This window comes from Mycobacterium marinum (genome assembly GCF_003391395.1).
Lineage (GTDB): Bacteria > Actinomycetota > Actinomycetes > Mycobacteriales > Mycobacteriaceae > Mycobacterium > Mycobacterium marinum.
Map to the genome: position 1 here is coordinate 5,438,487 of NZ_CP024190.1, position 13,712 is coordinate 5,452,198.

Consider the following 13,712-nt stretch of genomic DNA (forward strand, 5'->3'; position numbering starts at 1 on the left):
ACGAAGGCCATCCACCGGTGGCCGGCTGGCGACGGGACAGATTCTGGTGCAGGCGATTTGGGCCGCCAGGACCACCGGCCACGCGGTAGGAGTGTTCAGCAGATCGATCCGATCGTGACTCCAATTTCACCGTGTTACCTCCGCGCCGTCCAGACTAAGCCGCCCGATCCCTCAGCACCTACGCAGCGTGTTGCCTTCGCTTCCGCCCGGCCAGCGTCACAACTACGTCGCGGATGACCAGCGCGTCCCGGACGCTTACCCGCCGGCATCGCGGTTTCACCGACACCCGGTTGCCGTTGTGGGCGCCACCGTTCCGCGGATATCGACCACCCCACGGGCGCAGCGGCGGAGTGGCTCGGCGCTAACCGGACTGGCCCTGGCCGCCTTGTGCGGTGGCGCTGAATTCGTAGGCAGTGGCGCCATGCCCACCCACGCCGGCGGCATCGCCGCCTGGGCCGCCGTTCGCCCCTAATCCAAAGTCGCCACCGAGTCCGCCGTGGCCGCCTTTGAAGCCATCTTCACCGGGAGTTCCATCGTTCGAGAGATTTGGTTGTGCAAATCCGCCGCCGCCGCCACCACCACCGACGCCCCCGGGCGCCCCGGACCCGACCCCGGCGGCACCGCCGGTCCCGCTGAAGCCCGCGGCGAAGGCGTTACCGCCAACCCCGCCGTTTCCGGCCGTACCGCCTGGGCCGCCGGCGGCACCACCGCCACCACCACCGCCGCCTACTGCGAAACTAGCGGTGGCGCCGCCGGCACCACCACCACCGCCACCGCCGCCGGTGCCGCCCGCCGCACCGGTGGCGTTGCCACCACCGCCACCGCCACCGCCGGTGCCGCCACCGCCAATGCTTCCGGTGGTGGGACTTACCGCGGTTCCTCCGAACCCGCCGTCGCCTCCGGTGCCACCCTGGCCACCGGAGGCACCGCCACCGCCGCCGTTGCCGCCGTGGCCCCCGGCACCACCACCCCCACCGCCACCGCCGAATCCGGGTGACGTGCTGGTGCCGGAGTTGTTCGTGCCGCCAGAGCCGCCGTTGCCACCCTTGCCGCCATTACCTCCCGCGCCACCCGTGGTGCTGCCGGCACCGGGTGTCCCACCGTCGCCGCCAGCTCCGCCGGTACCGCCGAGGCCACCGGCCGCGCTGCTCCCGGGTCCGGTACCGGTGTAGGCGCCGCCTATGCCTCCGTTGCCGCCAGCACCACCCTGGCCGCCCTGGCCGCCGGCACCACCACCGACCCCACCAATGCCGGCACCACCGTCGCCACCGGTGCCGCCCGCACCACCCTGGCCGCCTGGTCCACCAACGGCAGGCGTTATCCCGGATGCGCCGGCAACGCCGGTGCCGCCGGACCCACCCTCGCCTCCGGTGCCGCCAACCCCGCCGGTGCCGATACTGCCCGCCGCGCCACCATCGACCCCCACACCGGCCGCACCCGCGGTGCCACCCGTGCCACCCTTCCCTCCGTCAGCGCCGACCCCGCCGGTGCTGGCGGTATTGCTACCACCGGTGCCACCGGTGCCACCGGATCCGCCGACGCCGCCGTGGCCTCCGGCACCACCGCCGACCCCACCGATGCCGGACCCGCCGTCGCCGCCCTGACCGCCTTGACCGCCCTGGCCGCCTCGGCCACCGCCGGTCGGGTTGGTGCCGTCGGTGCCGAGGGTGCCGGTGCCGCCGGACCCACCGTCGCCGCCCTGGCCGCCGACGCCGCCGGTGCCGATGCTGCCCGCCGCGCCGCCGTCGACCCCCACACCGGCCGCACCCGCGGTGCCACCCGTGCCACCCTTACCTCCGTCAGCACCGACCCCGCCGGTGCTACCGGTGTTGTTGCCGCCGTTGCTACCGGCGCCACCGGATCCGCCGATACCGCCGTGGCCGCCGGCACCACCGCCGACCCCGCCGATGCCGGACCCGCCGTCACCGCCCTGACCGCCTTGCCCGCCCTGGCCGCCTTGGCCACCCGCGGTGGGCGCAATACCCGAAGTGCCATTGACGTCATTGTCGGCGCCGGCGCCACCATTGCCGCCTTGGCCACCAACCCCGCCGGTGCCGATGCTGCCCGCCGCGCCGCCGTCGACCCCCACACCGGCCGCACCCGCGGTGCCACCCGTGCCACCCTTACCTCCCTCAGCACCGACCCCGCCGGTGCTACCGGTGTTGTTGCCGCCGTTGCTACCGGCGCCACCGGATCCGCCCACACCGCCGTGACCGCCGGCACCACCGCCGACCCCGCCGATGCCCGCCCCGCCGTCACCGCCCTGACCGCCTTGCCCGCCCTGGCCGCCCTGGCCGCCCGCGGTGGGCGCAATACCCGAAGTGCCATTGACGTCATTGTCGGCGCCGGCGCCACCATTGCCGCCTTGGCCACCAACCCCGCCGGTGCCGATGCTGCCCGCCGCGCCGCCGTCGACCCCCACACCGGCCGCACCCGCGGTGCCACCCGTACCGCCCTTACCTCCGTCCGCACCGGGCACCCCGGTGGTGCTGGGGATCCCGCCGCCCTGAGCGCCGGCGCCGCTGTCTAGCGCACTGGCGATACCGCCCGTGCCGCCCGGACCACCGCCCTGGCCGCCGGTGCCGCCGACCCCGCCGGCACCACCCTTGCCGCCGGCACCACCACCGACCCCGCCGATGCCCGCCCCGCCGTCGCCGCCTTTGCCGCCCATACCGCCCTGCCCACCCTGATGACCCGCGGTCGGACTGACCTGGTCGTCGGTGCCCGCGATGCCGGTTCCGCCGGCACCGCCGTCGCCGCCCGTACCACCGACCCCGCCGGTGCCATTGGCCCCCGCCGCGCCGCCGTCGGTGCCCATACCGCCCGCACCCGCGGCGCCCCCCGTGCCACCCTTACCACCGTCGGCACCCATGCCGCCGGTGGCGCCGGTGTTCGCACCGCCCTGACCGCCGGTACCGCCGGCACCGCCGACACCGCCCTCGCCGCCGGCACCACCACCGACCCCGCCGATGCCCGCCCCGCCGTCACCGCCCTTGCCGCCCATACCGCCCTGCCCACCCTGATAGCCCGCGGTCGGACTGACCAGGTCGTCGGTGCCCGCGATGCCGGTTCCGCCGGCACCGCCGTGACCGCCCGTACCACCGACCCCGCCGGTGCCATTGGCCCCGTGCGCGCCGGCATTCCCCAAAGGATTGATTGAGCCAGTCACCGCCCCACCCGCGCCGCCGGCTCCCGCCTGACCGCCGACCCCGCCGGCCCCGCCGTCACCGCCGGTCGCGCCCAGGCCTGCGCCAGCGCTGCCGGTGCCGCCCAGACCGCCAGCCCCGCCGGATCCACCGACCCCGCCTGCCCCACCTGACCAACCGATCAGCGCCCGGTCGACCCCGCCGACCCCGCCGACCCCGCCGGTCCCGCCGGTCCCGCCGTCACCGCCGACCCCGCCGGTGGTGCCGGTCGCACCGTCACCGCCGACCCCGCCGGCACCACCGGCGCCGCCGTTACCGCCGCCGACAAGCCCATTGGCGCCGCCGGCTCCACCGGCACCGCCTGCCCCACCCGGGGTAGCGCCGGCCCCACCGGCGCCCCCTGCCCCACCGGCACCCCAGAGGCCCGCCGAGCCGCCAGCCCCACCGTTCGCCCCGGCTCCTCCGGCCCCGCCGGTGCCGCCGTTGCCCAACAGACCAGCGGCGCCACCAGCCCCGCCCGCTTGGCCGACGGCACCTGGCGCCCCGTTGCCGCCGTTGCCGATTAGCAGCCCGCCCGCCCCGCCTGCCTGCCCGGGTGCAGTGCCGTTGGCACCATCGCCGATCAACCCGCGTCCGAACAACACCTGTGTCGGTGCATTCACCGCGCCGAGCAGGTCTTGCTCGATGGTCTGCAGTGGCGTGGCGTTGGCGGCCTCGGCACTCGCATACGACCCGCCGGCGCCCGCCAGGGCGTTCATGAACCGATCGTGAAATGCCGCCATCTGTGCGCTGAGTGCCTGATAGCTCTGCGCATGTTCCGAGAACAATGTCGCGATGGCGGTGGACACCTCGTCACCGGCCGCCGCAACAAGGCTCGTTGTCGAGGGCGCCGCCGCCGCGGTGGCCGCCCGCAGCGCTTCCCCGATCCCCGTCAAATCTCCCGCCGCGGCGGCCAACGCCTCAGGCGCTGCGGTCACGTAAGACAACATCTGGGACCCCTTAACTCGTAAACGATTTCTTCTCTGAGACCAAGCGGGTGCCCGCAGACGCGGCGCGCGGCCGAGCAAAACGCCCGCACAAACTCTTCGTGGAACACCGGCACCCGCGCACTGAGCGCCGGATATTCAGCCCGTAGCTCCCGAAGGTCCCGGTGATCGCCACGTTGCAGTACAACGACTTTCGCGACTATTGCGGCTTTCGCGTCATGAACGACGCCCCTTGCCATCGGCGCCTCAGGTCGCCAGTGGCCATAGCGGTGTTGGTCGCCCATCAGCGCCCCAAAGCCCGGCGTTGCGATGAGAAACGACATGCGCTGTCCCCAATTGGCCATCGAAGAGCAGACAGCCCGAGCAGCTTGAAGCAGCTCGCGCCGACGGTATGCAAAGTCTCGTCGCCGAAACTCCTGCTGGGATGAGTCATATGACCTAACCGGTCCGGCGAGCTCGCGCCAGCTCCCCATCTGCACCAACTGGCCGCCGACAGCACCCACGGCCACGGCGATCATCGCGTTGCTGGCAAATCTGAACGCGATCTAGGAAGCGGCCGCGGCGCGCGGCACGTGAATTCGGCTAGCGCACCGGATGCGCTACCAATCGAAAACATGGCGATTGGGCAATTGATTGCATCCGTTAAGCCGCGCGAAGTGGTGTCATTTTCTATCCCACTTCGGCGGATCGGGCCACTCGCAGGTGGCGAGAACACCATGGGGCAGGTCTGCGCCGAGCTCGGTACCGAGTTGATCGAGTTCGACGGGGAAGCCGACCACATGCGCTGCTCGTCGCCTACCCACCCACTTTGGCGATCTCCACACCGGTCCAGCGACTCGAGGGCCACACCGCCCACGCCGTGCACCGCGAATACACCGAAGCCTGTGTGCCCGCCGCTCGGACACCTCTGGTCGCCGTCCCACTTCGCCGGCTGCTACGGAGGCGCACCACTGCACACAGCTGAGCCCAACAATGTGTCGCGTCTGCTCCGCCCGCTATCGTGTATCGAATATCTCTGCCGGTGCCGCGTACCGCACGGCCCAATCGCTCCAGGCCAAATCAGTCGGCCCAATGGCGCTATCGACACGAGTCCAGCGTTGATTAGCATCACCGCCGCTGGCCTGGAATAGGCCCGCATAGGTATCGGTCTTGAGCCCGTTGGCGGCCGCATCCGCGAATGGGGTAGCGCTGTAGTCCAGTTTGCCCCCATCGCCAGCGACGATCTGGCCATACAGGAACACCCACGTTCCCGAAGCGTTCAGGCGCCTGACGTTGAGACCGACTGGAATGCCAAGCTGCGTTGAGATGTCCGAAATTGCAAGCTCAACGATTCGGTGCTCTACGGGAGAGGAAATATCCTGCGCAGCAGAGGTGCTGATTGGTTTGGTGGCGTGTTCATGTCGATCGCAGGCTGCCGTGCCAATAGCTAGCGACAGTGAGACTGCGACGATCAAGCGAGGTACCCACACATTTGCGTCACGCACCTCCTCACCGTACCCGCAACTATGGTCGCAGCAGACAAGGGGATTGACCGAAAGGTGCTACACGGCAAAGAGTTCCAGCAGTCCCTCTCGCAGGATGACCGAGCGATGATGGCTACTGGTTGGCCCCTGCCCGAGGTTGTGCCACCGCGGAGTCACTACCAGGTTCGGGGCAAGTAGGTGGGTGGGTGCTGGATGGGTTGGCGCTGTGGCCGAGCCAGCCGCACCGGGAGGGTGACGATGCGCCGCGGTAGCACGGCCAACAAGCCGCCATCAAAGCCGATCACTTCGACAAACTCAGATCCCACGACGACGGCAACACCGGCACCCGCAGGCCCCCGGACTCAGCACCCAACACCGACAAGCCCGATGGCTCCCCTCTCGCTGAACCCGACGTCCCGACAAACCCCCACGACTGCACATCCCCCACACCCACCGATCCTGCCAACCCATGCCTCACAGAATCTTGATCGATACCCGCCGCGGCATCATTCGGCCCAGGCACCGACTGAACACCGGCAAGACCTCCCAGTTGCGTTGGAGTGTCAATGTTTTGCGTTAGCGACGACACACTCACACTCCGCAAACCAGCGGCTGCCACGCCCACACCGAGGTCCGATGAACCCCGGACATACGCATCAATGCCCAACGGCAATGCGATCGGCAATGCGATTGGCACAGCGATCGCGGCGGCAAGTGGCACGGCAACGGCGCTGAGCACCATCGCGGTCACTGCAAAATCAAGCGCAAGCACGCTGGCGAGAGCGAGCAAGATCGCCATGGCCTCGGACACGCTGTGCGCCACCAGAAGCCCAGCCACCGCTTCATACACAGCTCCATACGCGAAGCCCCCAAAAAAGCCGATGACCGCCGCTATCAAGAAGCCGATGGGATCACCCAGGTACTCGCCGATATCCATGCCGAGCACCACCATGGAATCCCAGGCATAAGAGAAGATCTCGCCGAGGTTGTATAAGAATTCTTCCCAAAACTCCGACCAGCTGCCCAGCACGCTTGCAGCCTGCGGCAACACATTCGGGGCGTTATCGCTAAGGGAGTGGATTAGTCGTGGTGCAGGGGTCGTTTGTGGCGCTCGCGCCGAAAACACGGTTGAGGCCGCGTCATAGGCGGACATGGTAGTTGCGGCTTGGACCCACATGCGCGCGTAGTCAGCCTCGTTGACGGCGATCGGAACGGTGTTGATGCCAAAGAAGTTAGTCCCGAGCAACACACCGTGAACGAGATGATTCTCGGCCAACTCGCCCATCGTGGGCATCGCCGCCAGCGCGGCGCAATACGCGGCGGCCATCGCCTCATGCTCGGCCGCCATCGCCTCGGCTTCGGCTCCGTTCCTCATCAACCACGCTACACACGGCTGGTGCGCAGCCGCATAACTCGCGGCACCCATCCCCTCCCACACCTCGGTTTCACCAACGACCACCACGGCGGTGAGTTCGTCAGCCGCCGAGGAATACGCGGCGCCGAGCGACGTCCACGCCGACGCCGACACCTGCAACGACGCCGCACCCGGACCCGAACTCAGCAACGTCGAATGCACCTCGGGCGGTGAACCCATCCATACTGGCGATGTCATGATCGATCACCTGCGAGCTGGACGTAGCGGCCACGATGAAGGACGCCTGCCGATCGCAGGCGACCACGTAGACCCGCCAGCCGCTGACCAGTCACAACGTCGACCGTTACTCGGCTGGATGTGCGCGCGGGTGGTATGTGATGAAAACTGTTACACAACAGACGCTTACCTTTCTCTCAAGGAAGTCGCGGGCGGCCGAGGCGTCCCACTCGGGAGCTTCGGCGGTGTCGCGGGCGACCATGGTCATGGCGTTCGATTCATGGATGTCGACCGCCGACTGAAAAGCCCAGGTGACACGGGTGCGTCAACCCGGGATCACCCTTGTCCAACTATTGGACAAGCACGGCCTATGCGCTACAAGCTATCATCCGCCAACACACTTAGGTGTTTCACCATGCCCGGGACTGGCTGTGCGGCAACCATTGTGCGGCGCGTTCACAGCCCTCGGCCGCAGCCGGGGCCACGCTCGTTGCGGAGCCCGAAATCGAACGCCGATCTGCGCTCGGTGCTCGGTCGGTGAACCTGCAAACCGGCATGGTTTCGCGCGGTACCGATTGGCGCATATCGCCGGTTCAGGACCTCATTCGCGACCAATACCAGGTGAGCTTGCAGGCTCCCCCAAAGCCGGTGTCGCAGGGTTGATCTTTGACACTCCTTGGATGAGGGGGTGAGCATGGCCGCGCGGCGGTATCAGTCCGTTATTGCCGGTGGTTTGTCGATTCGTTCGAGTCGACCTGAAAAGCTCGACCGTCCGATGCCGGGCACGGGCCCGGCCGGAGACGGACGTGACCCGCTTGTCCGCGGGCAGGCTGGCGTTCTGGTCTGCGATGCTGTCGCCGATACGGGGCAGGCCACGACAGCAAACCGATCATCCACTGCATCCACGCCTGGCGAGAGGAACTTGCGGCTGGGTGCGAGTCGGGGAGCGGCTTCCGCGCATGCAATCCTGTCGGCATGGATGACGTGTCACAACGTCCGATGGCTGCCAGTTGGCGCAGCCTGAATCTGGCGAATTGGGAGTCGCGCGTGCCGCTGCACACCGGGCCCAATGGATACGACCTCGACAGCTTCGACGATCCCGATTTTCTGTCTGCAGAAGTTCGATATGACCTGCCGAGGCTCGGACAACTCGATGGCCTCGATATCGCCCATCTGCAGTGTCACATTGGCACCGATACGGTCTCGTTGTCTCGGCTGGGGCCACGATCAACGGTGGGCTTGGACTTCTCCCCTGCCGCGCTGCAAGCCGCCCGGGACCTGGCGATGCGCGCCCGAGCCGATGTCGGTTTCGTCGAGGCCGACGTCTATGACGCGGTGCAAGCACTCGGTGTTGAGCGTTTCGATCTCGTCTACACCGGCCTCGGGGCGTTGTGCTGGATTCCTAGCATCAGCCGCTGGGCCGATGTTGTCGCAAGCCTGCTCCGGCCCGGTGGAAGGCTGTTAATGCGCGAGGGCCATCCGTTCTTGTGGGCGCTGAGCGATCCGCGACCCGACAGGCTTGTCGTCGTTGAATACCCATACTTTGAAACTAGTGGCATCCCGTTCGTCGAGCATGAAACCTATGCCGGTAACGGAACTGTCGCCTCACCCCAGATCATCCATTTCAATCATGGGCTCGGCGAGATCTTCACCGCGCTCACCGACGCCGGACTGATGGTTACCGGCCTCGAAGAGCATCGCGAAGTCCCATGGAATCCGTTGGGAGATGCCATGATCCCCAGCCCGGATTACGACGGCGAATTCATCCTCGCCGAAGATCGCGACCGGATTCCGATGACCTACACCGTTCAAGCAATCAAGCGTTAACCACTTCGACGCAAGACCCTCCGCTCCGCGACCACCTGTCTCAACACCTGCACAATGGGTCATGCACTGCTGCCAGCCGGTTCGCCTTGGCGCTATGTCGACGCCTACGACTGTACTCAAGCTTCCAGCGTCGGGGTCGTGACCACAACCCGTATCGGTGGAACCCGCGCCGAAACCGCCGCGATCGGTCAAATCACCGCTGGCCCGACTGCGGTCGCTGCCGGGCTGGACGCAACCGACCATGCCGAGAGCGCGCGGAGTCGCATGCAACGATGACTGGCGTGCCCAATCCCAGCCGCGCCAACGACGACCAGGATGCGCGCGGGACGAGGAAACCCCAGTACAGCGCGACGTTCTACGCAGCGATGTCCGGGCTAGCGCTGGTCCTGTTCGTGATCAATGTGTGCAGTCACGGCTCGGCCCTGGGCCTGATCAGCACCGGAGGACTCGCGGTGTTGTCTTGGCGCACTGCCTTTTCGGAGTCCGCGACCTCCAGCCTGTGATCTAACGCACAGTTCGTGCCCGTTAGTGGCCAGATCAATGCGGCATACCTAGCTTCGAAGGCATGAGGAGCCCACAAACCTTCGACATAATTGACGACCGCGACGATTCGACGGCGGCGCAGACACTGCCGGACTGGGCTCGAAGTCTGGACTTATCCCCCCATCCCGAGGGCGGCTGGTTCCGCGAAACTTGGCGTAGTGCACTGACACTCGGTCAGTCCTCGTTGCCAGCCGAATACGACGGCCCACGCAGCGCCGGCACCGCGATCCTGTTCCTGCTGATGCCAAACCAGCACTCCGCTTGGCACCGCGTGACCAGCGCCGAGCTGTGGTTCTTCCATCGCGGCAGCCCACTGGCGGTGGACATCGGAGACGAAAAATCAACTGCGACAAGACATGTAATTGGCCAAGACGTCGGAGCCGGACAACGTCCGCAGCTTCTCATTCCACCCGGACATTGGCAACGCGCCTGGCCCCTCGGCGACGAACCCACCCTGGTCAGTTGTGTGGTGGTGCCGGGCTTTGACTTTGCCGACTTCACGCTTGACCCATCGTGATACGCACCAGCCAGTCCGATCACGACCACTAGAGGACGGAGCCACTGCGAGCGTCCGGCTCGATGCCCCGCTCCGCCAGGGGCACCTCCAGTAGGTCGATGAGCTGGACCGACTGGCGGTGGAAAATCTTCGGATGCGGTCGAATACAGGCCACGGCGCCCGTCCACGGCGCGGTCCTGCAATGTTGCCGATAGCGAAAATGCCCACCGACAACTGTCATTCATCCCCATCGATGCCGGATACGAAACGTCGGTGGCGTGCCCGATCCTCTGCGCCGCCCAGCTTCCCGTTCCACGCTTGTCGTCCCAGCTGCCGCACAAGAGCACTGAGCAGCATGATCCACATCGAGAAAGGCAGCCTTTCAACAGTGCGCGACGCAGGGCACGAATTGGGTTACAAGCCAGTCAAGTTCAGCCATCAAGCACTCCATGTGCGCGCAACCTCCCCGGACCGTTCTCGCTTCGCGCTCACGGTACCCGGATTGGTCGCGCTTTGCGGACGCAAGGTCCTCCACGTCGCGGCGCTGTTGCCGAAGGAGCATCAGAGCAGGAGCTAGCCATCGCGGCCGCCCGGTCCGGCTCGTCACCCGGAGATTTGCTTGGTCGACGGCGTTGTGTACGATCCAAATGTCGAGTGCCCACACGCTAGCGATAACGAATCATTGAATCCTTTTGCAGCGCTTCCGATCCCAGCACGCCTTGCATCCCGGGCTGCCCAAGTGTCGCGAATGTTGAGCGCCGCAATCGCGATCGCGCTGCCCGCTGCGGGCCTGGTTGGGTGCGCGCCCCAGACCGCCTCACCGCCGACGACAGCCGCCTCCTCCTCGACGAGCGAGACGGCGACGACGTCGCCAACCACCGCCGCGGCCGCCGGCGCGAAGTCCGGGGTGTCCAACGGCGAGACCTACGAGGTGACAATGGTCTCGGTTACCGGCGCCACCCCCGACAATCTGGGCCGATGGGATGTGAACATCGGTCAGCTCGCCGGCGGCGATGCCGGCGTCAGAGACGCCTTCAACCAGGCCAGCGACGCGTCGGGGCATCAGCAACTCGATCAGATGCGCGCCGAGACGGGCCCCGATACCCAGTGGGACTTCGAATCACATTCAGCGGTCACATTCCGCCCCGTCGCCATCGCAGAAGTCATCACCGGCGTTCACTCGGCCAAAGAGGCCGCGCACCCGAACAACTACGTCAACACCATCGTTATCGATAGCCGAAGCGCCAAGCCCATCACCCTTGCCGACCTGTTCGCAAACGAACAGGCGGGATTGGAGCGGCTTTCCGAGCAAACCAAGCTGATCTTTCCGAAGGTGTGGGGCGGCGGCCCGAGCCCAATGCTCGACGAGCCTGGCAACAGGCCCATCGCGGAGAACTTCGCCAACTGGATTCCGACATCGCAGGGCATCGAGCTGCATTTCTTCGACTACCAGTTTGGCCACGGGCTTCCGGTGATCACGGTGCCCTGGTCGGCGCTCACCGATGTGCTGGCGCCCGACATGGTGGCACTGGCGCACGACTAGGGGCCCAATCCACCGCCGCGGGGGCTTTGCTGTGGACGCACCTCGCGAGCCCAACCCAGCGTGCGACGACGCCACATCGACCTGTGCCGGACGCACCGAGAGCAGAATTCTTCAAATCCAATAACGATCGAGGCCAAACCCGGGCCCGTCGCGCACCAGAGCAAGTACCCTGCAGCCAGGGAGTTGCTTTGCTGTCCGGGTTCTCAACCATGCCGATCGCGTGGCTTCAGACCAGCGGCTTGGCGCTTCTGATGGGACCGGTGGGAACTGGCGGCTGGTCGGTGATGGGCGATGGGAGTTGGGAGGATCTGGTGAGCTTTGTGGTCACCCAACCGGAGCGGCTGGCGGCGGCGGCCGGGAGTTTGCAGGAGGTCGGTTCGGCGGTCAGCGCGCAGAGCGCGGCCGCCGTTGCTCCCACCACCAGCGTGGCGCCAGCGGCGGCCGACCAGGTGTCCGCGTTGACCGCCGCGCGGTTCAGCGCACATGCCCAGCTCTATCAAATGGTGAGCGCCCAGGCCGTGGCGATTCACGACAGGTTTGTCGCCGCGCTGGCCGCCGGTGCGCAGTCCTACGAGGCCGCCGAGGCCGCGAACGTGATTGCGGCTGGCTAAGGAAGGTGTTGGCAACGGACTTCGGGGCTTTACCACCTGAGGTTAACTCGGGCCTGTTGTATACGGGCCCGGGGGCAGCGCCCATGCTGACCGCGGCCACCGCCTGGGATGGGCTTGCCACGGTATTGAATTCCGCCGCCGCGTCCTATGCCTCGGTGGTCTCGGGCCTCACGCTCGAATCGTGGATGGGTCCGGCATCGGCGTCGATGGCGGCCGCGGCCGCGCCGTATGCGACCTGGTTGGCCGTTGCCAACGAGCAGGCTCGGCAAACCGCCGCTCAGGCCCGGGCGGCGGCGACGGCATTTGAGACGGCGTTTGCGGTCGTTGTGCCACCGCCGCTGATCGCGGCCAATCGCAGCCAGGTGGCGTCATTGGTGGTTGCCAACGTCCTCGGACAGAACACTCCGGCAATCGAGACGCTGCAGGCCGAGTACGCCGAGATGTGGGCCCAGGACGCCGCGGTCATGTACCAGTACTCGGCGGCATCGGAGGCCGCGTCGACGTTGGCCGCGTTCACCTCGCCCATGCAGTCGACCGACCCAAGCGGCGCGCAGGCGAACACGGCAGCGGGCGCCGCGGCCGCCGGCACAACCGCGCAAACCACCGCGAGCCAGCCGACGACCACGGCTACCGATACGGCCCAGGGACTCGCGGCGGAGGTACCCACAATCCCGGCCGGTTCGGACCTGGCGGCACCGGCCGCGATCTCCATCCCCACCCCGGTCGGCGAACTGGACCTGTTGGCCGCCTACATCGCGGTCGCCGCGACAGCCAGCTTGAGCCTTTCCGCCGTGAACACCGCCAGGCCCTGGAGCTACAGCACCAACAATGACCACGCCCAACCGAACGGCGGTGGGGTGGCACCGACACAGGGCAACACCCTGGGTACGGAGCGGCCCGACGCCGAGGTGTTGGTGTCCGCGCCCAACGTCGTGCCCACCTCGGCGTTTGTGGGACATGCGGCATTGGTCGGCGCCCTGTCGGTGCCGCACAGCTGGGCCATGGCCGCCCCCGAGATCAGGTTGGCCGTCGAATCGCTGCCCAGCGCGGGCGGGCTGAGCGCGCCTGCCGGTCCCGACATCGGCGGCGTGGCTCCGACCGGCCTGCTCAGCGGGATGGCGTTGGCGAGTCTGGCCGGACGCGGCGCAACCGGCGCGGGCAGTCGTAGCCCCAGCGAGTCGGCGACCAACGAAGACGAACAGCCACAGCGCAAGCCGACGGTGGTGGTTATCCAGAAACCGCCGCCGGCCGGCGGGCCACCGGCCGCCCGCCCCTGACCGATCCCAGCCATCGATTCCCCCCAATCCACGCCAGGTTTCGCCGAACATGTTTGTCATCGGCCGCGGATGGCAATGTTTCCCCGAAGGGGGGCGTATCGGCCGGCCTATACGCCTACCTAGGTCCCGTCGGTTCAGCCCGAGAGCCGACGGGACCGACTTTTTCCGGCCTATTCCCGACGCTTTTGCGGTCCTCGACACGGCTCTCGGGATATGAAGGAGCACGCAC

At 67.4% G+C, this 13,712-nt stretch carries 9 protein-coding genes; 6 read left to right on the forward strand and 3 right to left on the reverse strand.

The features are described from left to right. Positions 1–361 precede the first annotated feature (361 nt). The 3 genes from CCUG20998_RS29115 to CCUG20998_RS22840 form a co-directional block, all read right to left on the reverse strand. Complete coding sequence (locus CCUG20998_RS29115) at positions 362–4,132, reverse strand: PE family protein (protein ID WP_406682464.1); 3,771 nt, start codon at positions 4,130–4,132, stop codon at positions 362–364. Positions 4,133–5,127: 995 nt separating this feature from the next. Then, complete coding sequence (locus CCUG20998_RS28230; protein WP_172607221.1) at positions 5,128–5,616, reverse strand: hypothetical protein; 489 nt, start codon at positions 5,614–5,616, stop codon at positions 5,128–5,130. A gap of 280 nt (positions 5,617–5,896) precedes the next feature. Continuing rightward, entirely contained in the window at positions 5,897–7,207 is a 1,311-nt protein-coding gene (locus tag CCUG20998_RS22840) for a PPE family protein (protein WP_020729631.1), read from the reverse strand. A 954-nt stretch (positions 7,208–8,161) separates the two neighbouring features. On the opposite strand from CCUG20998_RS22840, the gene CCUG20998_RS22850 reads away from it, so the two are divergent. The 6 genes from CCUG20998_RS22850 to CCUG20998_RS22880 all read left to right on the forward strand — a co-directional run bounded on the left by CCUG20998_RS22850 (position 8,162) and on the right by CCUG20998_RS22880 (position 13,483). Then, complete coding sequence (locus tag CCUG20998_RS22850; RefSeq protein WP_081651051.1) at positions 8,162–9,013, forward strand: class I SAM-dependent methyltransferase; 852 nt, start codon at positions 8,162–8,164, stop codon at positions 9,011–9,013. A gap of 272 nt (positions 9,014–9,285) precedes the next feature. Beyond that, positions 9,286–9,516 (forward strand): hypothetical protein, encoded by a 231-nt coding sequence (locus CCUG20998_RS22860; protein WP_036456058.1) that lies wholly within the window; start codon positions 9,286–9,288, stop codon positions 9,514–9,516. 62 nt (positions 9,517–9,578) lie between these two features. Beyond that, entirely contained in the window at positions 9,579–10,073 is a 495-nt protein-coding gene (locus CCUG20998_RS22865; protein ID WP_231389726.1) for a cupin domain-containing protein, read from the forward strand. Positions 10,074–10,791: 718 nt separating this feature from the next. Next, a complete protein-coding gene (locus tag CCUG20998_RS22870) occupies positions 10,792–11,595 on the forward strand; it encodes a DUF3298 domain-containing protein (RefSeq protein WP_020729624.1) in 804 nt (267 codons plus the stop codon). A gap of 311 nt (positions 11,596–11,906) precedes the next feature. Then, positions 11,907–12,206 (forward strand): PE family protein, encoded by a 300-nt coding sequence (locus tag CCUG20998_RS22875; RefSeq protein ID WP_011742041.1) that lies wholly within the window; start codon positions 11,907–11,909, stop codon positions 12,204–12,206. Between the two features lie 8 nt (positions 12,207–12,214). After that, the gene (locus CCUG20998_RS22880) at positions 12,215–13,483 is read left to right on the forward strand and encodes a PPE family protein (protein ID WP_081651076.1); all 1,269 of its coding nucleotides are present in this window, start codon (positions 12,215–12,217) and stop codon (positions 13,481–13,483) included. Positions 13,484–13,712 lie beyond the last annotated feature (229 nt).

Bases quoted from the DNA above. Each gene is read 5' to 3' on its own strand.
- CCUG20998_RS22840 (WP_020729631.1), bottom strand. From the start codon at position 7,207: ATGACATCGCCAGTATGGATGGGTTCACCGCCCGAGGTGCATTCGACG.
- CCUG20998_RS22850 (WP_081651051.1), top strand. From the start codon at position 8,162: ATGGATGACGTGTCACAACGTCCGATGGCTGCCAGTTGGCGCAGCCTG.
- CCUG20998_RS22860 (WP_036456058.1), top strand. From the start codon at position 9,286: ATGACTGGCGTGCCCAATCCCAGCCGCGCCAACGACGACCAGGATGCG.
- CCUG20998_RS22865 (WP_231389726.1), top strand. From the start codon at position 9,579: ATGAGGAGCCCACAAACCTTCGACATAATTGACGACCGCGACGATTCG.